Raw genomic sequence first — 25,122 nt, forward strand, 5'->3', positions numbered from 1 at the left:
ACTCGACCCGGCTCGATGCTATCGGTCCGCGCAGGCGCGACGAACCCTTCAGATTCCGCAACAGTCCAAGGAGCCCTCATGGCAGTACCCGGTCGAGACGAGGCCCACCTTCACCTTCGGGTTCGGCGGCGTGACGCTGCCGCCGAGGGCGTTGTGGTACTCGAACTCGAGAACCCCACCTCCGACTCCCTCCCCTCCTGGGATCCAGGCGCCCATATCGACCTGTGCCTCCCCAATGGCCTGACCCGTCAATACTCCCTGTGTGGAGATCCCGCCGACGACGGCACCTACCGGCTCGGGATCCTGCGGGAACCTGCGAGTCGTGGCGGCTCGTCGTACATCGTCGACGAGATCGTCGTCGGCGCCGACATCGAGGTGCGGGGGCCGCGGAACCACTTCCCCATGCTGGTCGCCGACCATTACGTTTTCGTCGCCGGGGGCATCGGTATCACCCCACTGCTTCCGATGATCGCTGCGGCGGAAGCTGCCGGTGCGGAGTGGGAATTGCACTACGGTGGCCGATCGCGGCAGTCGATGGGCTTCCTGGACGAGATCACCGCGCTGCCGAGAGATCGGGTCCGGCTTTATCCGGAGGACGAGGTAGGCCTCATCGATCTGGCCACCGTGCTGGCCGAGTACCGCGTCGGAACGCTCGTCTACACCTGCGGGCCCGGCAGTCTGCTGCAGGCGATCGAAGAGCGCACCGCTCACTGGCCTGTCGGCTCGGTGCACATGGAGCGATTCGAACCGAAGGAGTTCGAGCAGTCCGCGTCCACAGACTCGTTCGAAATCGAGTTGTCCGACAGCGGTATGGTTCTCGTCGTACCTCCGGACCGGTCGGTTCTCCAGGTCCTGCAGGACGCCGACGTCGAGGTGTACTCCTCGTGCCAGGACGGGACCTGCGGAACCTGCGAGACCACGGTCCTGGCCGGTGAGGTCGAGCACCGGGATTCGATCCTGAGCGCGGAGGAACAGGCAGCGAACGACCGCATGTATATCTGCGTCTCGCGTGCAGCGTGCCCTCGGCTCGTGCTCGAGCTCTGACTCCCGTGTGGCCCCGTCGACGTCGCGGGGCCACACGAGGAAGTGCCCGGCCCGCATTCGCGGAGCCGGGCACTTCTCTGTTCGGCGGCCGGCGATGGTCCGGTCGCGTGGCGCACCGGCGCTCAGACCTCGGGACGCTCCCAGGCGGGGGAGTCGTCGACATCGATCCGATGGTGTTTTCCGGAGGTGAACTTCGGATCGCGCTTGCCGATGAACGAGGCCACACCCTCCGCTGAGTCGGGCTCTCGCCCCAGAGCGCGAAAGATCTCCCACTCCTGGTGGAAGGCCGCTTCCCGGTCGTCCTCCGACAGGAACGAGTAGATCAACTGCTTCGTCAGGCCGACCGCCGCGGGGCTGGTGCAGCGGGCGATCTCCGACGCCAACTCCATGGCGGTGTCGAGCACTCGGTCGGCGGGGACTGCGTGTGTGGCGATACCCATCGTCCTCGCCTCGGTACCGCTGAAGAGCCGCCCGGTCAGCAGAAGTTCCGTCGCGGTCGCCAGGCCCACCAGCTTCGGCAGCAGCCACAGCGAATTCTGCTCCGGTATCAGCCCCCGGCGGGTGAAGACGAATCCGTATTTGGCGGCTTCGTTGACCACCCGGATGTCCCACTGCAGCGGGAAAGTCAGTCCGAGGCCGACCGCTGATCCGTTCATCGCGGCGATGATCGGGGTGCGCATCTTCCACGGGCGGGGACGATCGCGCATCATCATCCGAGCCTGCCGGGTGCGCTCCTCGTCGAACGCGAAGTTGGTGCCCTCTGGGTCCATGTCGGCCCCGGTGGAGAAGAACCGTCCGCGGCCGGTGACGACGATCGCCCGGATGTCGTCGTCGCGGTCGAGCAGATCGAGTTGCGCGTGCAATTCGATCTGCATCGCCGATGTGAATCCGTTGCCGCGGTCGGGGCGGTCGAGCCACACGACAGCGACCGCCCCATCCCGCTCGACGCTGATCCCGTCGGTCGGCATTGTCAGGCGCTCACGCGCGGGTTGCCGGAGCCGTCGGAGTTAGGTCGAGCAGCGGCCACCAGACGGGGGATGACCTCGCCGAGCTCGGCCGGATCCCACTTCGCGAACCGCTCCTCCTCCGGTCCCGCGACCCAGGTCTCCGCCACCCCGATCTTGCCACCCTTGACGTTGAAGACACGCCCGGTGATAGACGCCGCCTCCGGCGAGGACAGCCACACCACCGGCGGAGCGATGTTTGCCGGCGAACCGGCGTCGAAGCCCGTCGCCTCCTTGATCTGCTCGAGATGCGCGACATAGGCGTCGAGTCCGGCAGTCATCTGGGTGAGTGCGCTCGGGGCGATGCAGTTCACCGTCACGCCCAGCCGCGCGAGTTCGTCCGCGAGGATGACCGTGAGCCCTGCGATCGCCGCCTTCGCCGTACCGTAGTTGGCCTGGCCGACATTGCCGTACAGGCCGGACGGCGAGGAAGTGTTGACGATGCTGGGGTTCTGCACCGGTGCGCCCTCTTTATGCTTGGCACGCCAGTAGTTCACCGCATGGCGCGTCGGGCAGAAGGTTCCTCGCAGGTGGACCCGCATGACGTCATCCCACATGTCGACGTCCATGTTCACGAACATCTTGTCCCGCAGAATTCCAGCGTTGTTCACCAGAACGTGCAGATCACCGAAGGCGTCCAGCGCAGACCGAACGAGGCGGCCGGCACCCTCCCAGTCCGAGACGTCGTCGTTGTTGCCGATTGCTTCGCCCCCGAGGGCGCGGATGTCGGCGACCGTATCGTCCACCGGACCAAGGTCGTTGACAACGACCTTGGCGCCCTGACGGGCGAACTCGAGGGCGTGCTCTCGGCCGATACCGCGGCCCGCACCCGTCACGATGACGACGCGATTGTCATGCAGACCCATATATCTACTCCTCGTGTATATCGAACTCGTGGGTTTCCCGAACTCGGGATCGACTGAGATCGGCCCCTGGTCATTCCGGCACTCTGGGAGCTGTCAGCTACTCCGCCGCATGCGGCGGGATAAGCGGCCGTCCACCAGGAGACTAATCAGTTAGTTGTTTATACCTTATCGCGAGGGTGGTGCCAACCGCGGATCTCGGCCGAGAATGACGGGAACCGCTTTCCGACAGAGAAAAAGGGGCGCGCGATGTCATCGCGCACCCCTTCGATCGAAGACTCCTACGACAGGACCTCGACGAGGGTGGTTCCGGACTCGTCCAACATGTGCGTCGCCACCTTGTGAAGGTGACGCTGCCAGTGGGTCACCGCACTGTCGACATCTCCCGCGCCCAACAGCTTGAGAAGTCGGCGGTAAGACCGGTACGCCAACTGGTCGACAGCGAGTTCATGCTCGGGTCCGTGCGTGCGGATATACAGCCGATTGTGCGCGTCCATGATGTACAGCAGCATCCCCATCATGACCGACATGGTCCGAGACCCGGCCGAATCGACAATCGCCTGATGAACCCGGGTATCAAGCTTCGCAAACTCAACCGGATCCCCGAGCAGTCCGCGCCCCTCCTCGACGAGCTCGGTCAGCTTCTCGAGATCCGACTCGCTGCCGGACCACGAGCGCAGTGCTGCGATCTCGATTTCGGTACGAGCGCGATAGACATCGGCCAGCGCCACCCCCTGGTACTGCAGGAGCAAGCCCATGTGACGGGCCGCCACCGACTCGTCGGGAGCCAGAACGCGCGCGCCGCCGTGGGCACCACGCAGCACGACGATGATCGACTCCGACTCGAGGATGCGAAACGCCTCGCGCAGAGTGGGCCGCGACACGCCATATCGCGCCATGAGGGCGGACTCGCTCGGGAGCGGCTCCCCCTCCTCCAGTTCGCCGGTCACGATCTGCCGCCTCAGCTGGGACGCGACCAGCTCTCCGGCCTTCGGGATACGCACCAGAGACGATTCGGCACCTACCGACACCATGCCCTCCCTCCATTCAGCGGTTATTCGCACAATAAGTTCAACTCACAAGACGATAGCCCGGACAGAACGACTTCACTCCGTGCCTCAACCTGGAAGGCAGACAAGGCGCCGGATGCCATGCCCGACCGGGCGATGATCACCCGCCGCGACGGTTCGATCAGCTGAGGCGCTCCAGGATCATCGCCATACCCTGCCCGCCACCGACACACATCGTCTCGAGCCCGAACTGCTTGTCGTGCCACCGCAGAGAGTTCATCAGCGTAGTCGCGATTCGCGCGCCGGTCATACCGAAGGGGTGACCGGCGGCGATGCTCCCACCATTGACGTTCAGCCGATCGAGCGGGATTCCCAGTTCCTTGTAGGACGGGATCACCTGGGCTGCGAAGGCCTCGTTGATTTCGAAGAGGTCGATGTCCCCGACCGACATCTCGGCATTGGCGAGCGCGTCGCGCGTGGCGGCGATGGGCCCGAGCCCCATGAGTTCGGGCGACAGACCGGACACGCCCGTCGCGACGATTCGGGCCAGCGGAGTGATACCGAACTCGGCCGCCTTCCGATCGGACATGATGATCAGCGCCGCCGCCCCGTCGTTGAGTGGGCAGGCGTTGCCCGCCGTCACGGTGCCATCCGGGCGGAAGACCGGGGAGAGCGCGGCAAGCTTGTCGAGAGTGGTTCCCGCGCGCGGACTTTCGTCGTGATCGAGGACCTCGCCCCCGGGCAGCGTGATCGGAGTGATCTCCCGCTTCCAAAAGCCCGCCTCCGCGGACTGCTGATACAGCGTCTGGGAACGCAAGGCGAACTCGTCCTGTTCCTGCCGAGACACGTTGTAGACTTGCGCGACGTTCTCTGCGGTCTGTCCCATCCCGATGTACACATCGGGGAGACCACCGAACGTGCGCGGATCCTCCCAGACGGGTGCGTTGCCGAGCGAGCGTGTGCGGGTCAGCTCCTGCGCTGCCGAGAAGGCCGGGTTGGTCCACGGGTTGGTCGAGCGATCCCGAGGGTCGGCATTCTCGTCCACCGGCGGGGTGTCCGCATGGCCGCGCCGGCCCCGGCTGATCGCCTCGACCCCCGCGGCAACGAAGACGTCGCCTTCCCCCGCGCGGATCGCGTGCATCGCCATCCGAGCCGTCTGCACACTGGACGCGCAGTACCGGGTGATGGTCGTGCCCGGTACGGCGTCCCAGCCCAGCAGTGTGGCGACCACTCGTCCCATGTTGAAGCCCTGCTCGCCGCCCGGAGCCCCGCATCCGAGCATGAGGTCCTTGATCTCACGCGGGTCGAGCGCGGGTAGCTGCGCTGCGGCTGCCCGAACCGCGGTCGCGGCCAGGTCGTCGGGGCGCATGTCACGCAGCGCTCCCTTGTACGCGCGTCCGATGGGTGTGCGCGCGGCGGCGACGATCACTGCCTCTGTCATTGGTCTCCTCCGATTGGGGTAAGTCGTCGATGGAAGCGGTCAGTACCGCATGTGCGATCCGGCCGAGATGTTCACGATCTCGCCGGTGATGGACGCGGACCGGTCCGAGACCAGGAACGCCGCGGCCTCGACGATGTCCTCGACGCGCGGCAGCCGTCCCAGTGCCGTCTTGACCCGCTCTCCCTCCTGCATCTCCGGGTGCAGCGTGTCGGTGAAGCGGGTCCCGGTGACCATGCCCATCGACAGGGTGTTCACGCGGATACCGTGGGGCCCGCCCTCGTGGGCGCAGCACCGGGTCAACACGCTCAGACCTCCCTTGCTGACCGCATAGGGGGTCTCGATCCCCTCGCCGCCGACGTCCGGGGCGTAGGTCGACACGTTGAGAATGCACCCGGGCGTACCGGAATCGCGCATGTGGTTCATAGCCTGCCGAGAGAGCATCCACGGACCAGTCAGGTTGACCGCGAGCACCCGATCCCACGACTCCGGCTCGTAGTCGAAGATCGACCCGATGACGTTCACGGCAGCGTTGTTCACGAGGATCGAGATCGGTCCCAGTTCCGCACGAACGGCATCGGTCACGGCGACGATCTGCTCGCGGTCACCGGCGTCGAGTACGTGCCCAACCGCGGTCGCCCCGGTCGCCTGACGGATGTCGGTGACCGCCTCGGTCAGCCGACGTTCGTGTGAATCCGTGACGACGACGGTTGCGCCCTCCGCTGCCAGCCTGGTGGCGATCGCCTTGCCTATGCCGGCCCCTGCGGCACCTGTGACCAGGGCAATGCGTCCGGACAACGACATCTGCACTCCTCGTTTCATTGGTTCGATCCGACACTCCCGATCGGCACCGGAACAGGGCCCGTGGTCGTGCCCTCCCGAAGGACGCTCGCGGCGCCACTCGAGTCGAGGCGGCAACCCCTGACCCAAGTTATGGATTAATTATTGCACTAATAGAGCGCGGGTCTCCGGCGCCTGCTCCGTCAGTGAAGATGCCTGACGAGGTCGAGTCGGCGTACCTTCCCAGTGGAGGTGCGCGGAAAGTCCTCGACGAGGAACCACTCGGTCGGCTGCTTCTGTCGGGGCAGCCGTACGGCCGCGTACTCTGCCAGATCGGCCTCGGTGACTGTCGATCCCGCCGCGGCTCGAACCGCCGCGACGAGCCGCTCCCCGAGCCTGGGATCCGCCGTGCCGAACACCACCACCTCCGCCACACCCGCCATGCGGGAGATCACCGACTCGATCTCCGCGGGATAGAGGTTCTCGCCGCCCCGGATCACGACCTCACGGATGCGCGAATGGAAGGTGATGACGCCATCCCGCATCGAGCACAGGTCACCGGTCCGCATCCACCCGTTCTCGTCACACACCGCGATCGGCCGTCCCTCGGCGCCGAGATAGCCGGTCATGATCAGAGGTCCACGCACGCACAACTCGCCGACGGCGCCCTCCGCGACGAGGTGCCCGTCCTTCAGCACGCAGTAGTCCCGCCCGGGCAGCGGCCGGCCGAGGGTACGCGTCCGTTCGTGCAGCGGGTCGTGGGGCGAACTCATCGTCAGACACGGCGCTTCACTCTGCCCGTACGCCACCAGGAAACGAGTGTCGAGTCGCTGCTCGATCGAATCGATCAGCTCCGGGTCGACACTCGTGGCGCCACCGACCACGGCGGAGACCGAGGCGAAGTCCTCCGGGACGACCCCGTCCAGCGCCAGGATGTCGATGACCATCGTCGGCACGAGCCCGACGATGGCGGGACGGAGCGTCCGAATGGCCTCCACGGTCGATCGAGGGTCGAATCGGCCCACTGCGACGTAGGTACCCGCAACGGCCAGCGCGCTTACCACCCCACCGACTATCCCACCGACGTGCTCGAGTGGAAGGGGGTTGAGCAGCACCGATCCGTCGGTACCGCCGGCCGCGGTTGCATAGTGGTGGGCCGATCCCAGCACCGCTCGGTGCGACAGCACGGCGAGTTTCGGGCGACCGGTCGTCCCGGAGGTGAACTGCAGGAGGAACTCGTCGTCGGCGCGCGGGCGATCCGGATGATCGCCGGGCTCACCGCCTGCTGCCTCGAGTCCGTGCACATCGACGACCTCGAGCCCGGGCAGACCGGCGCAGTCGACCGTCACCTCCCCCACCGTGACCAGCAGGTCGATGCCCACCTGGGTACATCGCTCGGCGAGGCCATCCGGGGTCTCACCGGAGGGCATGGGCACGATCGCACATCCGGCGCGGACTGCTCCGTACATCGCCACGATCCACGGAACCCGTTCTCGGCCGAGCACTCCGATCCGGCGATGGACCAACGGGCGGTCACGCAGGGCCGCAGCAACCGCCCCGGCCCGGGCGAAGAGTTCGCCCCAGGTCACCTCGCGGACGGTGCCCTCGTCGAGCCAGGAGATCGCGACCCGTTCGGGGTACCGCCGCGCGACATCCGAGAACCGCTCGTCGACGGTGCCGAACGAGTCGGCCGGGTCGGCTGCACTACACGGCAGGTACGACCAGCCCGGGCGGATCCCGGCTCCCGGCCCGGGTGGACTGCCGGCTTCTGTCACAATTTGCTCCAACTCGCTCGGGAGCCGATCACGGGTTCGCAGATTCCGCTGTCGGGCAAGTCATTTGCCGGTGATGGTGCCGCCCGCACTGTCACCGGCCCTCGAACACCGGTGCGCGGTGCTCGAGGTAGGCAGACATCGCCTCCCTGGAGTCCGCGGTGTTCACCGCGAGAATCTGGGTGCGGTTCTCCCGGTCGACCGCCTCGGCGAAACCACAGTCCTGGTTCGCCCAGAATGCTTCCTTCGTCGCAGCGAGCCCGAACGGTGAGAAACCCGCGATCTGTTCGGCCATGGCGATCGCGGCAGAGACCAGGTCCGCGTCGGAATGCACTGCGGTGACGATCCCCCGGCGCTCCGCCTCTTCTGCCCGGACCAGCCGATTGGTGAGCATCAGTTCGAGCGCGTTGGACGTCCCGACCAGGCGCGGCAGGCTCCAGCTGATCCCGCCTTCGCAGGCGCTGAGCCCCATGCGAATTGCTCCGTCCCGGAATGACCCCGACTCACCAGCGATCCGGATGTCCGCCGCCAGTGCGAGGCCGAGGCCCGCGCCCACCGCCGGGCCGTTGATCGCTGCGATCACCGGCTGTCTGAGTTCACGTACGGCGAGACCGAGTCCGGAGGTGCGGCGCTGCGCCTCGAAGCGGGTCGGGATGCCCAGGGCGCTTCGGTCCCGAGCGCCTCCGACGTCGGATCCGGCACAGAATGCCCGGCCGGCTCCGGTCAGAACGACCGCGCGTATCTCGGAGCGCTGATGCAGCTCCGACAGCACCTGGTGCAGCTCGTCGATCAGCGGCCAGGTGAGGGCATTGAGGCTTTCGGGCCGGTTCAGGGTGACCAGCGCCACGCCTGTAGCGGGTTCCGACACCAGTACCAGGGGCTCGTCGGCGTCCATGATCGATCCTTTCGTCAGTTGCGCGGAAGTCAGCGCGGAAGTCCGAGCAGACGTTCCGAGGCGATGTTGCGTTGGATCTCGGCGGTGCCTCCGTAGATGGTCTCCGCACGAGTGGACAGGAACAGCTTCCGCATGTCGGCGGCAGCACCGGACCCCCCGGTTCCCTCGAACAAGGACTCGGCACCGAGAATGTCCATGGCGAGTTCGCCCATCCGCTGGTGGTGCGTCGAGGCGAACAGCTTCGTCGTCATGGACGCGGCGGCGGTGGCGGCGCCGGACTCGGAGGCATCCTCGTCGAGCAGATCGGCGACGACGCGCAGATTCGTCGCCCGCATGAGCTTGATTCCGATGTGCACGTCCACCAGACGCCGACGAATCGACGGATCGTCGATCGCTCCGCCACGTCGGGCGAGATCGAGCATGATCTCGAATTCGCGTTCCATACCGAGCTGAATCGGCATCAACGCGCTGCCGCGCTCGAATCCCAGCGTGGTGATCACCACCGGCCATCCACCGTTGATCCCGCCCACGGTGAGGTCGAGCGGGGTCAGGGCGTCGTTGAAGAAACACTCACTGAACTCGGTCGATCGGACTATATTCTCGATCGGCCGGATCTCGACCCCCTCCTGGGCGACGTCGATCAGGAGCAGCGACAGCCCCCGGTGCCGCAGGGACAAGTCCGGATCGGTGCGGCAGAGTACGTAGAGCCAGTCCGCATGATGTCCGAAGGTGGTCCAGATCTTCTGACCGTTGACGTGCCATACATTCTCGGCATCCAGCGTCGCGCGGGTGCGCACATCGGCCAGGTCCGAACCGGCACCCGGTTCACTCCATCCCTGGCCCCACATCTCTTCCACGGAGAGGATCTTCGGCAGGAAGCGCTGCCGCTGCTCCTCGGTGCCACAGGCGATGAGCGTCGGGCCGAGCAGATCGAGTGCCTGGGTACTCACCCTCGCCGGGGCAGCGGCGCGTGCGTACTCGTACTCGAAGACGATCTCCTCGGCGAGCCCCAGCCCTCGACCGCCGTAGTGGGTGGGCCAGGTCAGCCCGAGCCAGCCCCCTCGGGAGAGTTCACGTTCCCACTCGACCCGGAGATCCCATGCGGTGTCGTCGGTGGGACTGCCGACACCGCGGTGCGCGGCGAAGTCTCCGACCAGATGCTCGGAAAACCACGTTCGAACCTCCTCGCGGAAGTCGGCGACGTTCGGAGCGATATCGATATCCATGTCGTGGAATCCTGATCCTAGGCGGTCGGTGGAGCGATCAACTCGGCTTCCCGAAGACCTCGGCGGCGTTGGCGCCGAGATAGCCTTCGCGGGCGGCTCCGGTCAGGGGCAGGGCACGGCCCTCCACGATGGTGCGTTCGATCGGCAGGATCGGGTAGTCCGAGGCCCACATGAGCTTGCCGGGATTGCGCCGCTGCGCGAAGGTGAGAATCTGCTCGGGAACGTATTTCGGGGCCCAGCCCGCCGTCATCGCGTAGACATTGGGGTGCTTGATCAGCATGGCGACGGTCTCGCTGATCCACGGATCACCCAGGTGACTCATCACCAGCTTGAGGTCCGGGAAGGTGAGGGCGACCTCGTCGATCAGGATCGTGCGCTGCAGCTTCGCCGGCTTCATCGGTCCTGGTACGCCGACATTGATCGAGACGACCGCTCCCTCATCGCAGGCCGCCGTGTAGGCAGGGTAGGCGAGCTTGTCGTCGATCGCGATTCCGGTGAACATCGGGATGATGCGAATACACTTGATCCCATACTCCCGCACTGCGATTCGGACATGGCGAGCAGCCTCGTAGCCCAGCCGGGGGTCGATGCCGACCGAGGTGACGAAGCGGCCCGGGTGGTCACGCTGAATCTGGGCCAACCGCTCACAGGTCTCTCGCAACACCTGCTCACCCGACTTCGTTCCATGCACGAACGGTGGCGTGATGTCACGCGGTACCTTGGTCAGCACGCCCGCCGCGATGCCGAGTCGGTCCATATCGGCCAACACGTCGGCGATGGTCTCACCGCCCTCGTAGGCGCTGTTCCCGCGCTTGAACCTCGCCACCACGGAGGGATCGGGCGTGACCTCCCCCGGGAGGTACGGCAGGTTGATCCATGCGTCGAACACTTCCGGCTCCGCGGACGCTGCCGTCTGATCTGTCATGTCATCTCCTCGCACTCGTCGGGGTCGCTGCATCACTGCACGATCCCCGTTTCCTGACCGTCTTCACGGCGGTCCCCGCCGAAGCCCTACCGACCTCGATAGACCGGTACCCGCTTCTCCTTCATCGCCGACAACGCCTCGGCCGAGTCCTCGGTCGCCGCAACGACGGCGAAGTGTGAGGACGCGAGGTCGAGTGCGGTGTGCAGATCCGCATCGGCGGACTGGTAGGTGATCCGCTTGATCATCCGGGTCGTCAACGGTGCATGCCGGGCGATGGACTGCGCGAATGCGTGTGTCTGGTCCGCGAAGAGTTCCGCAGGCGCTACCCGATTGACCAGTCCGATCCGAAGAGCTTCGTCCGCTGCGACGAAATCGCCGGTCAGCAACATCTCCAGAGCCTTGGAGGTACCGACGATTCGCGGCAGGTAGTAGGCACCGCCGTCGCCCGGGGTCAGACCGACCCGGATGTACCCCTCGGACAGCGTCGCGGTGGACGACATGATCCGCATGTCACACATCAGCGCCATGTCCAGGCCGGCGCCGACCGCGACTCCGTTGATGGCCGCGATCACCGGCTTGTCCAGAACCGCCATCGCTCGCGCGACCCGGTGGATTTCATCGTGCAGCTGAGACTTTCGCTGAATCGGGGTCAAACCGGAATCCGCGTTGGAGATCTGACCAAGATCGACCCCGGAGCAGAACGCTTTGTCGCCGGCACCGGTGAGCACCACGACGCGCACCCGGTCGTCGGTGGCCGCGTCCAGAATCAGACGCTCCCACTCCCTGATCATGGCAAAGGTGAACGCATTACGGGCATCCGGCCGATTGAGCGTGATCGTTCCGACGCCCTCGTCCAATGTCCAGCTGATCTCCTGCATCGAGCACTCCTTCACAGCACTCCGCCGGGTCGTTACCCGGAACTCCGGCCGATCCACCGATCAATCTCGTTTAATTCGATAACTGATTGTACTATACGGCTATGGATGCCTCAGTAGACAGTTTCGGCGGACTTGACCTGACCGACGCCGACCGCGACTTCCGCGAGGAGGTGCGGGAGTGGTTCTCCGACCACCTGACCGGGGAGTTCGCCGGCCAGGCGGATCGTGGCGGTCCGGACGACGACGACAACTGGGAGTTGCGCCGGGCATGGGAGCTCGAACTCGGCCGGGGAAACTGGCTCGGTCTCTCGTGGCCATGCGAGTACGGCGGTCGAGGCGCGACGATGACCCAAGAGATCATCTTCGCGATGGAGTATGCGCGATCGGGCGCACCACCGCGCGCCGCCTTCCACGGCGAGACACTGATGGCACCGACGGCGTTGAGCTACGGCACCGAGGAGCAGAAGCGGCGGCTCCTGCTCCCGATGTCCCGAGGCGAAGTGGTGTGGTGCCAGGGATACTCCGAACCCGACGCCGGGTCCGATCTCGCCAATGTGGGCACTCGGGCGACGCTGGACGGGTCGGAATGGGTGGTCAACGGGCAAAAGATCTGGACCACCTTCGCGCACCACGCGGACTGGATGTTCGCTATCGTTCGAACGGATCCGGACTCGGTAAGGCATGCCGGTCTGTCCTATCTGCTCATCCCGATGGACCAGCCGGGCGTGACGGTTCGCCCGATTCGAACCATGCTCGGCGATAGCGGGTTCAACGAGGTCTTCTTCGACGATGCCCGCACCTCACGGGACAATGTCCTGGGTCCGGTGGGGAGCGGCTGGAGCGCGGCGATGACCACCCTCGGGCACGAGCGCGCAACATCGGTGCTCAACTATCAGTTCTCCTTTGTCCGCGAGATGAAACACCTGGACACGCTCGCACGGCAGCGCGGTGCGCTCGACGACCCCGCACTGCGGAGCCGGATCGTCGACTCCTACATCGGGCTCCAGATCATGGCGTACAACAATGCGCGAACCTTGAACACAGCCTTGCGGGAGGGCGAGTTCGGACCGGAGGCCTCGATCGGGAAGTACTACTGGTCGAAGTGGCACCAGAAGTTCACCGAGGTGGCCATGGATGTACTCGGCCCTGAGGCCCTGCTCGGGACCGAGTGGGGAACGAACGGGGGCTCCGATGTGACCATCGACGAGGCGACGGCAATGCGGCGGGCCTTTGTTCGCGCTCGCGCGGAAACCATCTACGCGGGCGCCAGTGAGATCCAGAAGAACATCATCAGTGAGCGTGTGTTGAACCTCCCCAAGGAGCCCCGCCGATGACCGACTCGTCCACTCCCCCGACAGGCGCACTGAGCGGAATCCGGATCCTCGACCTCAGCCGCATCCTGGCCGCCCCGTTCGCCACCCAACTCCTCGGCGACCTCGGCGCCGACGTCATCAAGGTGGAGCGCCCGGGCGCGGGTGACGATGCCCGCGAGTACGGACCGCCGTTCCTCGGCGACCCCGCCGATCGCATCTCCGGTTTCTACCTGAGCACCAATCGGAACAAGCGCTCCATCACCGTCGATCATTCTCGACGGGAGGGTGCGGACCTGATACGCGCGCTGGCCGCGGAATCGGACGTCCTCATCGAGAACTTCCGCACCGGGGTGCTGGCCAGATACGGACTCGGCTACGAGGATCTGCGCGCCGTTAATCCGGGGTTGATCTACTGTTCCGTGACGGGATTCGGTCAGGACGGGCCCTACGCGGCACGTGCCGGATACGACGGCGTGTTCCAGGCCATGTGCGGCATGATGAGTGTGTCCGGGATCCCTGACGGGGAGCCCGGCGCCGGACCGATGAAGGTCGGCGTCTCGATGGTCGATATCCTCACCGGTCTCTACACCACCACCGCCATCCTGGCCGCACTTCGCCACCGTGACGCTTCGGATGGGGACGGTCAGCACATCGACATCTCCCTGCTCGACTGCGGTCTCGCCTCCCTCTCGCACTACGTGCAGAACTACCTCGTCTCCGGTGTTCCCGCCCCACGCCGGGGCAACGGCGGGTTCGGCGGAATCCCGTCCCAAGCGTTCCGGTGTGCGGACGGCCAAGACATCTTCGTGGTCGCGAGCACGCCGCACCAGTTCTCGTCCCTCGCCCGGGCTCTCGGACGCGAGGAACTCGTCGACGATCCCCGTTTCGCCACCGTCTCGGCGCGCATCGCGAACCGTGACCTCGTGCTGAGTGAGCTGTCGGCCATCTTCCGGGAACGGCCGGCATCGTACTGGGTGGCGCAACTGGAGGATGCCGACGTCCCGTGCAGCCCGGTGAACTCGATCCCCGAGGTGTTCACCAACCCACAGGTGATCCATCGTGGGATGCGTCAGCGTGACGAGGAGGACGAGGTCGACCTCATCCGGAACCCGATTCGTCTCTCGCAGACGCCTATCCAGCAGTACCGTCGCCCACCGGGTCTCGGGGAGCACACGGACGAAATCCTGACCGCCGTCCTCGGCCGAGGCCGGGACGAGGTCGCCCGGCTACGGGATGGGGGAGTCGTCCAGTGACCTCCCCGGCGGGCCGCGCCCCGACAGCCGTGGTCAGTCACCAACGACAGGAAGAACCAGAGATGACCTACACCTTCATCCGCTACGAGACGGTAGGTGCGGGCAACATCGCTCGCATCGTCCTCGATCGTCCCGAGACGAGGAACGCGCAGAACCGAGGGCTCCTCGTCGAGCTCGACGATGCGTTCCGGCGAGCCGAACAGGACGACTCGATCGACGTGATCATCCTGTCCGGCAGTGGGGCGGGGTTCTCGTCGGGCCACGACATGGGCTCCGAGATCGCGGCGCTCGAGGAGCTGCCCGGTCCGCACCAGCACCCGACCTTCGGCATCGACGGCGGCACCGCGGAGTCCCACGTCGAGCGCCGCATGCGTCAGGAGTGGCACTACTACTTCGAGTGCACCCGGCGGTGGCGGGAGCTGCGCAAGATCACCATCGCGCAGGTGCACGGCAAGGTGATCTCCGCCGGCCTGATGCTGATGTGGGCGTGCGATCTCATCGTCGCGGCCGAGGACACGCTGTTCGCCGACGTCGTCGCCGTCCGGCTCGGCATGCCCGGGGTGGAGTACATGGCACACCCCTTCGAACTCGGTCCACGCCGGGCCAAGGAACTGCTGCTGACCGGGGACGCCATCGACGCCGAGGAGGCACACCGCATCGGCATGGTGTCCAAGGTCTTCCCGGGCGAGGAACTCGATGAGCACACCGTCGAGTTCGCCGAGCGAATCGCGCGCCGACCGGCCATGGCCCGCCTGCTGATCAAGGACTCGATCAACGGCGCGGTGGATGCGATGGGATTTCAGGAATCGCTTCGGCACAGCTTCGGTCTGCACCAGCTGGGGCACGCGCATTGGACCGCGCTACACGACGACAAGTTCCCGGCCGGAAAGCCGGGACCTGACATCGAGGACTGGAAGGCCGCTGGACCGCTCCGGATCGCGAATCGACAGCGGCCGTGACCGAATCGTTCCTCGACTACGCCACGCTTCCCGGTCGGGCCGCCGAGCGGTGGCCCGACCGAGTCGCCCTGGAGTTCGAGGGCGAACGCTGGACCTTCGAAGAGTTCGACCGGGCGATCCGGCGAACGCAGACGCTCCTGTCCGAGGCCGGGGTCCGCACCGGCATGCGGACCGTGCTACTGATGGAGAACAGCCCCGAGTACCTCGTCGCACAATTCGCACTGGCCCGGATCGGCGTCGCGTTCGTCACTCCGAACCCTTACTGGACCGACGGCGAACTGTCCCGCACTCTCGCACCCGTCGATGCTCATGCGGCGATCGTTTCGGACCGACACCGGCACTGGGCGGACGAGTACCCGGTCCATCTACGCGCCGCGGAGATCCGCCGCGAACTGCTCAATTCCGGAAGCGCGGCGGCGCGATCCACCGCCCCCGGGGACCCGGAGCGGGAGCTGTGCATCCCGTTCTCCTCGGGTACGACCGGGCTTCCCAAGGGGGTGGTGCACACTACCGCCAGCCTGTCCGGCGGGGTGGGCCAGCTCGTCCGGCATCTGCGGTTGTCGGCCGACGATCGGCTCCAGGTGTCTCTGCCGCTGTGCCACATCTTCGGCACGTCCATGGCGGCCGCGGCGATGGCCGCAGGCGCCCGGGTCACACTCTTCGAGCGATTCGAGTTCGATCGGTGCTTTCAGCAGCTCCGGGAGGGGGCGGTCACGGTCTGGCCACTCGCCGGTGCGGTGGCACACCGGCTGGCCGAGCTCCCCGATCTGAGCCGAGACCACGTCCCCGCCCTGCGCTTCTTCATGTGGGGGGGCAGCGCTGTCCCACGCCACCTCGCTTCGCTGATTACCGAGCGGACCGGCATCGGCTTCCTGTGCTCGTACGGGATGACCGAAGCCTTCGCTACCGCTTTCAATCCCGTGGACGATCCCACCCAGTGGCGCCTGGACTCCCCTGGCTTCGCCACCGTCGGTACCGAGATCCGACTCGGTGCCGACGACGAGATCGAGGTGCGCAGTCCCTGCGTGGCCCGCGGCTACACCACCGAGTCCGCCGAGGGCACCGATCGGCCGTTCCGTCCGGGCGGGTGGTTCCGTACGGGAGATGTCGGGCGCATCGACGCCGACGGTCGACTCTGGATCGTCGACCGCCGCAAGGACATGATCAAGGTGTCCGGCTTCCAGGTAGCGCCGGCAGAGGTCGAGTACGAGCTGATGCGCCACCCCGCGGTCACCGATGCTGCTGCGATCGGCCGTCCCGACGATCGGCGCGGCGAGCGAGTGGTTGCCTTTGTGGTCGCTTCCGCCCCGGTTTCGTCCGAGGAGGTCCTGGCGACCCTGCGCGGGCGCTTGGCCAGCTACAAGATCCCCGGCGAGATCGTCTTCGTCGACCGTCTCCCCCGCACGTCGGCGGGGAAGCTGCAGCGGGCGCTGTTGCGTCGCCAGTAGGACCGGACGCCGGTCGTCCGCGTTCTCGGCGGACGCTTCGTTGCTATCGTCGCTGTGTCCCATCGCGCGGGATCGAGCAGCCGAACAGGAGAGTGGGCACCATGACCTCGCTTCGCGAGCGGAACCGCACCCGGACGCGCCACGACATCGAGAACGCCGCTCTGGAGCTGTTCGAGAAGCAGGGATACGACGCCACCGGCGTCGACGAGATCGCGGAACTGGCGGGGGTATCGCGCGCGACCTTCTTCCGGTACTACCCGTCCAAGGAGGAGGTGCTGTTCACCAACGAGGCCGACGCCGTGGCCGAGATGGTGGCGCACATCGCCGAACGAGAGGACTCCCGTCAGGAGCTCGCCGCGCTGGCACCACCGATGGCTCGGTTCGGTCGGGGGCTGCTCGACGACGACTCCTCCGAGGGACAGCGGCTGACCCGTCTGGTCATGACCACCCGCGAGCTGGAGGCGCGCAGTATGCGGATGCGGCTGCGATGGGAACGTGGCATCGCCCGGCAGCTGGCCCGGGAGCGGGGCGAGGAGCATCCCGCCGGTTCCGACATCTTGCTGGCCAACCTGGCCGTGGCCTGCCTCGGAGCCGCACTCTGGGTATGGCAGGCCAGCCCGGAGGACACCCCCATCGAGCGCATTCTCGAGGACCAGTTCGCCGACGCTCTCCGTCTCTGCGGAGGCGCGAGCTGACGCAGGCGCTGGCCCGCCCCCCTACGGGCTCGGATAGACCGCGGCCAGCGCCCGCTGCTCACTCGCGCCGGCACCGCTGTTGCGAACACTCGTCCAGAGCGCTTCGAGGAAGCGGCGAGTGGTCATGCCGAACCGCTCGAAGATCTCCTCGGCAGGGGCACCGCCATAGGGCACCCACATCCGGGCGAACGTCACGAGTTCGTTCGCGTGCCGCTCCGGCAGGGCCTCACTGCGCGCCACTATCGAAGGTCTCGGCATCCGCCGGTCGGCCACCCGACCGAGGGCCCTGTCCTGGTTGCGAAGAAGGCATTCGCGTCCGATCCGATTCGGTTCCATGTACCCACCTCCCACTGTTCGCCGGTAACCGCGTGGGGCCCTGTTCACCCGACACGCATGAGCACAATTATATACCTCTTTGACCATTGCGCGACAAGATCTCAGACTGATACTCTGTCTCACATCGGTGGTAGCAACCACCGCATCACGGATGGACTGTCCACCGAACCCATACGTGGAACCCTCCATCAAATCCGCGGTGGACTCCCCACCCGGACCTTCCCCCGCCGAGACCACACCCGGAGGTGAGCAATGGCGCTGATCCAGAACTCTGTGGGAAAGCTCCCCTACCTGCTGACAGACTTCGACCAGCATTCCTACGAGGCGATGGACGCCTTCACCCGATTCATGCCGAAAAACAAGTTGCACACGGCTGTTCGGCCCATCGAGGCACCCGGGTTCGATCGCAAGGTTCTGCTCGCGAACGATCGGATCGTCACCGCCCTCGAGGCTGATCTCGAACAGGCGTACGTCCCCGGCTCGCTGGTCGAAATGCTCAAGCAGCGCGCTTCGGGCAACGCCACCGATGCCGAGCGCTTCTACGAACCCATCCAGCCGGAATACCGGGACCGGGACAAGCGGCTCATCCAGCTCGCCGAGCAGCAGATCGAAAAGACGGTCATGTACCCGGGCGGGTGGGGCCTGCTCGCCGAGGCCTACCTCGACGACACCGAAGTGCTCTACGACAACCTCGAGTCCTTCAACCGGTGGATCGACGAGGACTGGGGCTTCTGCTACAAGGACACCATCCACGCTCCGGCACTGCTGTCGCTGCGTGATCTCGATCAGGCCTGCGCCGAACTCGATCGAGTACTGGCAGCAGGGGCGCGGTTTGTCATGCTCCCGGCCGGCCCCGCCTACGGCCGCTCCCCGGGCGACCCCTACTTCGACCCGTTCTGGGCTCGCATAAACGAGGCAAAAGTTGTTGTCTCCTATCATATTTCCGAGTTCTACTACCAGGCCAACGTCGCCGCCGACTGGGGCTGGAAGGTCGGTCCGCCGTTCCAGTTCTCCGCATGGCAGTGGCAGAACACCTACGGCGAGCGGCCCATCACCGACACGCTCTCGGCTCTGATCTTCGACAACCTGTTCGGGCGCTTCCCGAACATCAAGGTCCTGGTCAGCGAGTTCGGTGCCGAGTGGGTGCCGCACTTCGTCCGGCACATGGACAAGAGCCGCGGCATGGCACGCAACGGCCGCTGGCTGGGCGGTCAGCTGTCGGAGCGGCCGAGCACGATCTTCAAGAACCACATCCGGGTCGTACCGTACCCGGAGGACGACACCATTGCCATGGCCGACAAGCTGGGCACGGTGGACTGCCTGGTCATGGGGTCGGACTGGCCGCACGCCGAGGGCTTGCGCGAGCCCGCGGACTTCTTCAACAAGGTCGAGGGCCTCGGGGACGATCGCCGTCGACTGTTCCTGCGCGACAACGGCTTGAGCCTGTTCACCGGCGCCTGACCGCGCACTGATCGGCGTGGCGCCGGGATCTCCTCCATATCCCCCGGTGCCGCGCCACCCCCTTCGAGCGAGAGGTGGTTCGACCATGATCGGATTGGTCCCGGATGTGGTCCCGCTCCCCGCGGAGACCAACGATCTGCGAATCGCGGTCAGAGAGTTCCTCGCCGCGGATCGCAAGCAGCACCGGTGGGAACCCCGCGTGGACTCCTGGATCTCCTCGTGGGACCCCGGGTTCAGCAGGCGACTCGCAGGCCAGGGCTGGGTCGGCATGACGATCCCGACCGAGTTCGGCGGCCCGGGACGTTCCCACCTCGAGCGCTTCGTCGTCACCGAGGAGCTTCTCGCCCAGGGCGCCCCGGTCGCCGCTCACTGGGTCGCCGACCGACAGGTCGCCCCGGCACTCGTCCGGCACGGCAACACCGAGCAACGCGAACGCTATCTGGGCCGGATCGCCGACGGCAGCTGCTACTTCGCGATCGGGATGAGCGAACCGGAAGCCGGTTCGGACCTGGCCTCGGTCCGCACCAGAGGCGTCCGTACCGAGGGCGGCTGGCACGTAAGCGGGACCAAGGTCTGGACCTCCGGCGCCCACCACAGCGAAGCCTTCTTCGTTCTCGCCCGGACCTCGGACCTCGACCCTGCCCACCGTCACGACGGACTGAGCCAGTTCCTCGTCCCCCTCGACTCGACCGGTATAGAGATCAGGCCGATCAAGCTGATGACCGGGCAGCACCACTTCAACGAGGTCGTCCTCGATCGCGTCTTCGTACCGGACGAGATGGTGGTCGGGACCGTCGGATCCGGGTGGCGCCAGGTCGGGTCGGAACTCGGCTTCGAGCGGAGCGGGCCGGAGCGATTCCTGTCGCCGCAGCCACTGCTCGATCGAGTGGCAACGCGACTGGACCCGGCGAACGCCGGGGCGATGGCAACGCTCGGCGGCCTGGTCGCCGAATTAATCGCCTTGCGTCAGTTGTCCGGATCGGTCGCCCGCGCACTCTCCGGCAACGAATCGGCCGATCTCAGCGCGGCCGTGGTCAAGGAGATCGGAACCACTTACGAGCAGCGCCTGGTGAGCGAGTGCGCCGAGCTGGTCCCCGAGATCCGCCCCGATCCCGACTCGGCGGACGACCTCTCTCGACTCCTCGCCGAGGGGCTGCTGCATGCCCCCGGTTTCACACTGCGCGGTGGCACCAGCGAAATTCTCCGCGGAGTCATCGCCCGAGGATTGGGACTTCGATGACATCGACCTTGCACGTACCGACAGCGGACGAACTCGACGCCCTTCGCGAACTGGCCGACGACATGTTCGCCTCAATCGTCGATCCCCACCTGCACAGCCCGGCTGCGGCACTGCCCTTCTCACCGGACGCCTGGCACCTGCTCGGAGAATCGGGCCTGACGCTGTTGACCACCCCGGAACCCTCGGGTGGCAGTGGCGCCGGGCTCATCGAGGCATCCGTCCTCCTCGACCGCGCTGGCTTCCACGCCCTGCCCGCTCCCCTAGGGGACACCGATCTCCTGGCCTCCTGGCTGCTCGGCCAGATCGACCGCAGCCCGTCCGGATCTCCGGCCGTCGCGGCGCCACTGGATCTGACACGTTCGCAGATCACCGACGAGATCGTGGTGCCTGCCGCGCCCTGGGCGGCCGTCGCCTCAGACATCGTCGTCGTCGGGGCCGACTTCGTCGGCGTGATCTCCCGCGAGCGAGCAACCGTCACAGCCGTCGGCGATCTCGCCGGCGAGCACAGTGCCACTGTCCGCGTGGCCGGCCACGACCTCGACGTCACACCCGTCTCGTCCGATCTTCGCGACGAATTGCGTACCCGAGGAGCGTGGGTCCGATCGGCCCAGATCTGCGGCACCCTCGAACGTTCGCTCGATCTGGCGATCTCGCATGTCTCCGAGCGGCACCAATTCGGCAGGCCCCTCGCCAGGTTCCAAGCCGTGCAAGACCTGATCTCTCGCTCGGTCGGATTGCTCACGACCGCCAAGGCGGCAACCGCACACGCCGTCACCAAAGCCGCCGAGGACGGCTTCGCAGCCGAGAGCACCGTCGTGGCGACAGCGGTCGCGAAGATCGAGGCCGGACGCGCCGCGGTGGGGGTCAGCCGCAATGTGCACCAGGCGCTCGGCGCCATAGGCTTCACCCTCGATCACCAGCTCCGGCACTTCACCACCCGCGCACTGGCCTGGAACCGTGACTTCGGAGCCCCGATCGAGTGGTCCACCGACCTCGGCCGCCGGGTACTGCACTCGGACCGGTCGGTGTGGGAGTTCGCGGTCGAGCACTGAGGCCCATCGATCATTCCCCGGCCACACAAACATACAAATTATTAAACTTATATATCAACCGTTGAGCGATTCCCGTTCCGGCACAAGATGGAGTGATAGTCGATGCGACGTAGGATCTTCGAACCCGAACACGACGAATTCCGGGCCACTGCCCGTTCCTTCTTCGAGACCCACTGCTCACCCCATTCCGTGGAGTGGGAAGAGCGCGGCTACGCCGACCGGGATGCCTGGCTCGAGGCCGGCAAGCTGGGCCTGATCGGGTGGGACATGCCGGAGGAGTTCGGCGGCGCCGGCATCGAGGACTTCCGCTTCAACGCCATCCTCAACGAGGAATACCACGCGACGGGAGCGGTCGGAATCGGCCTCGGCGTGCAGAACGACATCCTCGCACCGTACTTCCGTGACCTGACGACGGACGAGCAGAAGCAGCGATGGCTCCCCAAGTACGTCACCGGTGAGTACATCACCGCGATCGCGATGTCGGAGCCGGGAGCCGGGTCGGATCTGGCGAACGCCAAGACCTCCGCGCGTCGCGAGGGCGATCACTTCATCGTCAACGGCGCCAAGACCTTCATCTCGAACGGCATGCTCGCCGACCTGGTCGTCGTCGTCTGCCGCACCGATCCGAATGCCGGCAAACCCCATCAGGGAATCAGCCTCATCGTCGTCGAGACCGGCATGGAAGGGTTCACCCGAGGACGTAATCTCGACAAGATCGGGCAGAAGGCGGCGGACACCGCAGAACTGTTCTTCGACAACGTCAGGGTTCCTGTGGAAAACCTCCTCGGGGAGGAGAATCGGGGCTTCTACCACCTGATGCGGAATCTGCCCGCCGAGCGCCTCGCGATCGGAATCCACGCCGTTGCACAGGCCCGGCGTGCCGTCAGCCTGGCCGGTGAGTACGCGCACGAGCGCAAGGCCTTCGGCCAGGAGATCGGAAAGTTCCAGATCAATCGGCACGCGCTCGCGCAGATGAAGATCGAGATCGACGTCATGCAGACCTTTGTCGACGAGTGCATCATGCGGGTGAACTCGGGTGAGTTGACGGCCGAGGAGGCCGCGGGCGCGAAGTGGTGGACGACCGAAACCCAGTGGAAGATCGTGGACCGCTGCCTCCAGTTGCACGGCGGCTACGGATACATGAACGAGTACGAGATCGCGAGGCTCTGGCGGGACGCGCGAGTGCAGCGCATATACGGCGGCACCAACGAGATCATGCTCGATCTGGTCGGTCGCAAGCTCGGCTACTGACACCGCAGCTTCCCGAGACCCTCCCCGGCTTCCCGAGATCGCCGTATGCGCTCTCGGGAAGCCGTATCCGTCGAGCCGCACCCTAACCGAACGACACCCCTGCCGTGGACCGGCACGCCCGAGGAGCACTCATGCCCGTGACGCCCTGTGACCTGCTGGAGCTGATTGCCCTCGATCAGGTCGGCCCGACCGTCTTCGAGGGCATACCCACCCGCTACCGGCTCCCCCGGGTGTTCGGGGGACAGGTCGCCGGGATGGCGCTGGAAGCCGCCGCTCGGACTCTCACTGCACCCTGGTCGGTGCACTCTGTGCAGAGCCAGTTCCTGCGGCCGGGCGATGCGGACCGTCCGATCCGCTTCGTGGTCGAGAAATCTCGGGACGGTGGGTCGTTCGCGAGCCGCAATGTCGATGCGTACCAGGGTGAGACCCGTCTGTTCTCGGCGCGCATGTCCTTCCATCGCACGGAATCGGGGGGATTCGAACACCAGCTGCAACAGCCGGCTTTCACACCACCGGACGGCCTGCCCGCCGCCGCCGATCTAGCCCGCGAGCGACCCGACGAATGGCCGCAGTTCTACCTGGAGTGGGACCAGCTCGACATCCGCGTCGTCCCGACAGATCCGGCGAGCCCACCGATGAGCAGCACCGGGGCCGGCGCCCACTCGCAGGTCTGGATGCGCACGGTCCGGCCGCTCGACACCGGCGCCCAGAACGTACACAGTGCGCTGCTGACCTGCATCGCGGACCTGACTTTCCTCTCCACTTCCCTCGTCCCTCACCATATTCCACCCAGTCATCCCGGCATCATGATGGCCTCGCTTGATCACTGCCTGTGGTTCCACCGACCGTTCCGTGTGGACGAGTGGCTCCTCTACGATCAGGTGTCCCCCACCGCGTACGCGGGGCGGGGACTGTGCCGGGGAGAGTTCTATACCGCGGACGGCGTCCACGTGGCCTCGGTGATCCAGGAAGGTCTCATCCGCCCCCTCACCTGACGGGCCGGCAGGCGACGACTCCCCCATCGCGGCCCGACGGTCTCCCGACGTCATCGAGCTCCGATCCGTGACGGGTCGGAGCTCGATGACGTCGACTGCGTTCGTACTACCCCGAGACCGGGATGCGGGCACCGCTCACCGCACTGCCTTCATCGGAGACGAGGAACGCGATTGTCTCGGCAATCCGCTCGGGCGACACCCACCCCTGGCGAGTGGATTCCGGCTGCGCGGCACGGTTGCCGGGAGTGTCGATCACCGACGGCACGATCACATTGGCCCTGATCCCGGCGTCCCGGTACTCGACGGCGAGCACGTCGACGAACGCCGCGACGGCCGCTTTCGCGGTGATGTAGCCTGCGGCCCCGGCGAACGGAACAGTGGCGGCGCGCGCCGACACGCCGACGATCGACCCACCGCCGGCCTCGGCCAGGGTTGGCAACGCGGCTTGAGCGAGCAGGTAGAGCGGTCGCAGGTTCAACTGCAGCATCCGGTCGAACTCGTCGATCGGGGTGTCAGCCACCAGCTCACCCATTGCGAAGCCGCCGACCAGATTCACCACCGCCTTCAACGGTGCTCCAGGGAGCCGGGACGCAGTGTCCACGACTGCACGGACCTGCTCCTCCTCGAGCAGGTCCGCCCTGCACAGGGTGAGTGAATCCGACTCGGGTAACCGTCCGAGTTCGGATTCCATGATCCACGGAACTACTACACGCCATCCGTCGTCGAGGAGTTCGGTCACCACGGCGGCACCGAGGCCACCGCTGCCACCCGAGACGATCACCGTACGGTCCACGCGACTACCCCGTTCCTCGGACGCAATCGCGCTCAGAACGCAACCCTGCTCACCGTTTCCGCCCCGAGAGCCGGCTTGTCCTGGCCCTCGATCTCCATCGTCTGACCGATAATCATCTGCAGCGACCCGTCCGGCAGGGCATCGGCCGACAGCAGCTTCGCCCGAAGCCTCAGGCGTGAACCGACCGTCACCGGGTTGATGAAGCGCACCTTGTTCGATCCGTAGTTGATGCCCATCTTCGAACCGGTGATCTCGAAGATCTGCCAGCCGAGCATGGGCACCAGCGAGAGCGTCAGATAGCCGTGCGCGATCGGACCGCCGAACGGGCTTTCCGCATTCGCGCGCTCCACATCGACATGGATCCACTGGTGATCACCGGTCGCGTCGGCGAACCGGTTGATGCGGTCCTGGGTGATCTCGATCCAGTCGCTGACGCCGAGTTCCTCGCCGACCGCGTCGACGATGTCATCGAGGGAGGTGAATGTACGCAT

General features: G+C 66.1%; 24 protein-coding genes. 11 read left to right on the forward strand and 13 right to left on the reverse strand.

What is annotated here, in order from left to right; translation table 11 throughout:
• Positions 1-78 precede the first annotated feature (78 nt).
• On the forward strand, positions 79-1,044 hold the full coding sequence (locus tag HFP48_RS29550; RefSeq protein WP_168580892.1) for a PDR/VanB family oxidoreductase: 966 nt from the start codon (positions 79-81) through the stop codon (positions 1,042-1,044).
• Between the two features lie 122 nt (positions 1,045-1,166).
• Here the strand turns inward: HFP48_RS29550 and HFP48_RS29555 are convergent, their stop codons facing one another.
• The 10 genes from HFP48_RS29555 to HFP48_RS29600 form a co-directional block, all read right to left on the reverse strand.
• Complete coding sequence (locus HFP48_RS29555) at positions 1,167-2,012, reverse strand: enoyl-CoA hydratase-related protein (RefSeq protein WP_168580893.1); 846 nt, start codon at positions 2,010-2,012, stop codon at positions 1,167-1,169.
• Between the two features lie 2 nt (positions 2,013-2,014).
• Positions 2,015-2,914: an SDR family NAD(P)-dependent oxidoreductase gene (locus HFP48_RS29560; RefSeq protein WP_168580894.1), complete on the reverse strand. Its 900-nt coding sequence runs from the start codon at positions 2,912-2,914 to the stop codon at positions 2,015-2,017.
• 278 nt (positions 2,915-3,192) lie between these two features.
• Entirely contained in the window at positions 3,193-3,945 is a 753-nt protein-coding gene (locus HFP48_RS29565) for a GntR family transcriptional regulator (protein ID WP_168580895.1), read from the reverse strand.
• Positions 3,946-4,102: 157 nt separating this feature from the next.
• Complete coding sequence (locus HFP48_RS29570) at positions 4,103-5,362, reverse strand: acetyl-CoA C-acetyltransferase (protein WP_168580896.1); 1,260 nt, start codon at positions 5,360-5,362, stop codon at positions 4,103-4,105.
• A gap of 39 nt (positions 5,363-5,401) precedes the next feature.
• Entirely contained in the window at positions 5,402-6,163 is a 762-nt protein-coding gene (locus HFP48_RS29575; RefSeq protein WP_168580897.1) for an SDR family oxidoreductase, read from the reverse strand.
• Between the two features lie 179 nt (positions 6,164-6,342).
• The gene (locus tag HFP48_RS29580) at positions 6,343-7,914 is read right to left on the reverse strand and encodes a class I adenylate-forming enzyme family protein (protein WP_168580898.1); all 1,572 of its coding nucleotides are present in this window, start codon (positions 7,912-7,914) and stop codon (positions 6,343-6,345) included.
• 91 nt (positions 7,915-8,005) lie between these two features.
• On the reverse strand, positions 8,006-8,806 hold the full coding sequence (locus HFP48_RS29585) for an enoyl-CoA hydratase-related protein (protein WP_168580899.1): 801 nt from the start codon (positions 8,804-8,806) through the stop codon (positions 8,006-8,008).
• Positions 8,807-8,835: 29 nt separating this feature from the next.
• Positions 8,836-10,032, reverse strand: coding sequence for an acyl-CoA dehydrogenase family protein (locus HFP48_RS29590; protein ID WP_168580900.1), 1,197 nt, complete (start codon positions 10,030-10,032; stop codon positions 8,836-8,838).
• 37 nt (positions 10,033-10,069) lie between these two features.
• Positions 10,070-10,957, reverse strand: coding sequence for an amidohydrolase family protein (locus tag HFP48_RS29595; protein ID WP_100054969.1), 888 nt, complete (start codon positions 10,955-10,957; stop codon positions 10,070-10,072).
• 86 nt (positions 10,958-11,043) lie between these two features.
• Complete coding sequence (locus tag HFP48_RS29600; RefSeq protein ID WP_168580901.1) at positions 11,044-11,835, reverse strand: enoyl-CoA hydratase-related protein; 792 nt, start codon at positions 11,833-11,835, stop codon at positions 11,044-11,046.
• Positions 11,836-11,936: 101 nt separating this feature from the next.
• On the opposite strand from HFP48_RS29600, the gene HFP48_RS29605 reads away from it, so the two are divergent.
• From HFP48_RS29605 to HFP48_RS29625, 5 genes are all read left to right on the forward strand, one after another.
• Positions 11,937-13,169: an acyl-CoA dehydrogenase family protein gene (locus HFP48_RS29605; RefSeq protein ID WP_168580902.1), complete on the forward strand. Its 1,233-nt coding sequence runs from the start codon at positions 11,937-11,939 to the stop codon at positions 13,167-13,169.
• The gene (locus HFP48_RS29610; protein ID WP_168580903.1) at positions 13,166-14,401 is read left to right on the forward strand and encodes a CaiB/BaiF CoA-transferase family protein; all 1,236 of its coding nucleotides are present in this window, start codon (positions 13,166-13,168) and stop codon (positions 14,399-14,401) included. Before HFP48_RS29605 ends, HFP48_RS29610 begins: the two co-directional genes overlap by 4 nt.
• Before the next feature lie 62 nt (positions 14,402-14,463).
• The gene (locus HFP48_RS29615; RefSeq protein ID WP_168580904.1) at positions 14,464-15,360 is read left to right on the forward strand and encodes an enoyl-CoA hydratase; all 897 of its coding nucleotides are present in this window, start codon (positions 14,464-14,466) and stop codon (positions 15,358-15,360) included.
• Complete coding sequence (locus HFP48_RS29620; RefSeq protein WP_168580905.1) at positions 15,357-16,808, forward strand: class I adenylate-forming enzyme family protein; 1,452 nt, start codon at positions 15,357-15,359, stop codon at positions 16,806-16,808. The genes HFP48_RS29615 and HFP48_RS29620 overlap by 4 nt, the downstream gene beginning before the upstream one ends.
• A gap of 101 nt (positions 16,809-16,909) precedes the next feature.
• Positions 16,910-17,503, forward strand: a complete 594-nt coding sequence (locus HFP48_RS29625; RefSeq protein ID WP_168580906.1) for a TetR family transcriptional regulator — start codon at positions 16,910-16,912, stop codon at positions 17,501-17,503.
• A gap of 21 nt (positions 17,504-17,524) precedes the next feature.
• Here the strand turns inward: HFP48_RS29625 and HFP48_RS29630 are convergent, their stop codons facing one another.
• Positions 17,525-17,743, reverse strand: coding sequence for a hypothetical protein (locus tag HFP48_RS29630; RefSeq protein ID WP_168580907.1), 219 nt, complete (start codon positions 17,741-17,743; stop codon positions 17,525-17,527).
• Between the two features lie 348 nt (positions 17,744-18,091).
• Between HFP48_RS29630 and HFP48_RS29635 the strand changes: the two genes are divergently transcribed.
• The 5 genes from HFP48_RS29635 (at position 18,092) to HFP48_RS29655 (ending at position 23,838) form a co-directional block, all read left to right on the forward strand.
• Positions 18,092-19,300, forward strand: coding sequence for an amidohydrolase family protein (locus HFP48_RS29635; protein WP_168580908.1), 1,209 nt, complete (start codon positions 18,092-18,094; stop codon positions 19,298-19,300).
• 85 nt (positions 19,301-19,385) lie between these two features.
• Positions 19,386-20,540: an acyl-CoA dehydrogenase family protein gene (locus tag HFP48_RS29640; RefSeq protein WP_168580909.1), complete on the forward strand. Its 1,155-nt coding sequence runs from the start codon at positions 19,386-19,388 to the stop codon at positions 20,538-20,540.
• Positions 20,537-21,592, forward strand: coding sequence for an acyl-CoA dehydrogenase family protein (locus tag HFP48_RS29645; RefSeq protein ID WP_168580910.1), 1,056 nt, complete (start codon positions 20,537-20,539; stop codon positions 21,590-21,592). Before HFP48_RS29640 ends, HFP48_RS29645 begins: the two co-directional genes overlap by 4 nt.
• Positions 21,593-21,694: 102 nt before the next feature.
• Entirely contained in the window at positions 21,695-22,843 is a 1,149-nt protein-coding gene (locus HFP48_RS29650) for an acyl-CoA dehydrogenase family protein (RefSeq protein ID WP_168580911.1), read from the forward strand.
• Positions 22,844-22,974: 131 nt separating this feature from the next.
• Positions 22,975-23,838: an acyl-CoA thioesterase domain-containing protein gene (locus tag HFP48_RS29655; protein WP_168580912.1), complete on the forward strand. Its 864-nt coding sequence runs from the start codon at positions 22,975-22,977 to the stop codon at positions 23,836-23,838.
• A gap of 106 nt (positions 23,839-23,944) precedes the next feature.
• On the opposite strand, the gene HFP48_RS29660 is transcribed toward HFP48_RS29655, so the two are convergent.
• Both HFP48_RS29660 and HFP48_RS29665 read right to left on the reverse strand, forming a co-directional pair.
• Complete coding sequence (locus HFP48_RS29660) at positions 23,945-24,631, reverse strand: SDR family oxidoreductase (RefSeq protein ID WP_168580913.1); 687 nt, start codon at positions 24,629-24,631, stop codon at positions 23,945-23,947.
• 32 nt (positions 24,632-24,663) lie between these two features.
• A complete protein-coding gene (locus HFP48_RS29665) occupies positions 24,664-25,122 on the reverse strand; it encodes a MaoC family dehydratase (protein ID WP_168580914.1) in 459 nt (152 codons plus the stop codon).

Source organism: Rhodococcus sp. DMU1 (assembly GCF_012272955.1).
GTDB classification, from domain to species: Bacteria; Actinomycetota; Actinomycetes; order Mycobacteriales; family Mycobacteriaceae; genus Rhodococcus; species Rhodococcus aetherivorans.

Coding starts and splice junctions, on each gene's coding strand:
- HFP48_RS29605 (WP_168580902.1), top strand. CDS start 11,937: ATGGATGCCTCAGTAGACAGTTTCGGCGGACTTGACCTGACCGACGCC.
- HFP48_RS29635 (WP_168580908.1), top strand. CDS start 18,092: ATGGCGCTGATCCAGAACTCTGTGGGAAAGCTCCCCTACCTGCTGACA.
- HFP48_RS29615 (WP_168580904.1), top strand. CDS start 14,464: ATGACCTACACCTTCATCCGCTACGAGACGGTAGGTGCGGGCAACATC.
- HFP48_RS29655 (WP_168580912.1), top strand. CDS start 22,975: ATGCCCGTGACGCCCTGTGACCTGCTGGAGCTGATTGCCCTCGATCAG.
- HFP48_RS29565 (WP_168580895.1), bottom strand. CDS start 3,945: ATGGTGTCGGTAGGTGCCGAATCGTCTCTGGTGCGTATCCCGAAGGCC.
- HFP48_RS29560 (WP_168580894.1), bottom strand. CDS start 2,914: ATGGGTCTGCATGACAATCGCGTCGTCATCGTGACGGGTGCGGGCCGC.
- HFP48_RS29585 (WP_168580899.1), bottom strand. CDS start 8,806: ATGGACGCCGACGAGCCCCTGGTACTGGTGTCGGAACCCGCTACAGGC.
- HFP48_RS29665 (WP_168580914.1), bottom strand. CDS start 25,122: ATGCGTACATTCACCTCCCTCGATGACATCGTCGACGCGGTCGGCGAG.
- HFP48_RS29570 (WP_168580896.1), bottom strand. CDS start 5,362: ATGACAGAGGCAGTGATCGTCGCCGCCGCGCGCACACCCATCGGACGC.
- HFP48_RS29625 (WP_168580906.1), top strand. CDS start 16,910: ATGACCTCGCTTCGCGAGCGGAACCGCACCCGGACGCGCCACGACATC.
- HFP48_RS29595 (WP_100054969.1), bottom strand. CDS start 10,957: ATGACAGATCAGACGGCAGCGTCCGCGGAGCCGGAAGTGTTCGACGCA.
- HFP48_RS29650 (WP_168580911.1), top strand. CDS start 21,695: ATGCGACGTAGGATCTTCGAACCCGAACACGACGAATTCCGGGCCACT.
- HFP48_RS29575 (WP_168580897.1), bottom strand. CDS start 6,163: ATGTCGTTGTCCGGACGCATTGCCCTGGTCACAGGTGCCGCAGGGGCC.
- HFP48_RS29640 (WP_168580909.1), top strand. CDS start 19,386: ATGATCGGATTGGTCCCGGATGTGGTCCCGCTCCCCGCGGAGACCAAC.
- HFP48_RS29645 (WP_168580910.1), top strand. CDS start 20,537: ATGACATCGACCTTGCACGTACCGACAGCGGACGAACTCGACGCCCTT.
- HFP48_RS29550 (WP_168580892.1), top strand. CDS start 79: ATGGCAGTACCCGGTCGAGACGAGGCCCACCTTCACCTTCGGGTTCGG.
- HFP48_RS29600 (WP_168580901.1), bottom strand. CDS start 11,835: ATGCAGGAGATCAGCTGGACATTGGACGAGGGCGTCGGAACGATCACG.
- HFP48_RS29555 (WP_168580893.1), bottom strand. CDS start 2,012: ATGCCGACCGACGGGATCAGCGTCGAGCGGGATGGGGCGGTCGCTGTC.
- HFP48_RS29610 (WP_168580903.1), top strand. CDS start 13,166: ATGACCGACTCGTCCACTCCCCCGACAGGCGCACTGAGCGGAATCCGG.
- HFP48_RS29590 (WP_168580900.1), bottom strand. CDS start 10,032: ATGGATATCGATATCGCTCCGAACGTCGCCGACTTCCGCGAGGAGGTT.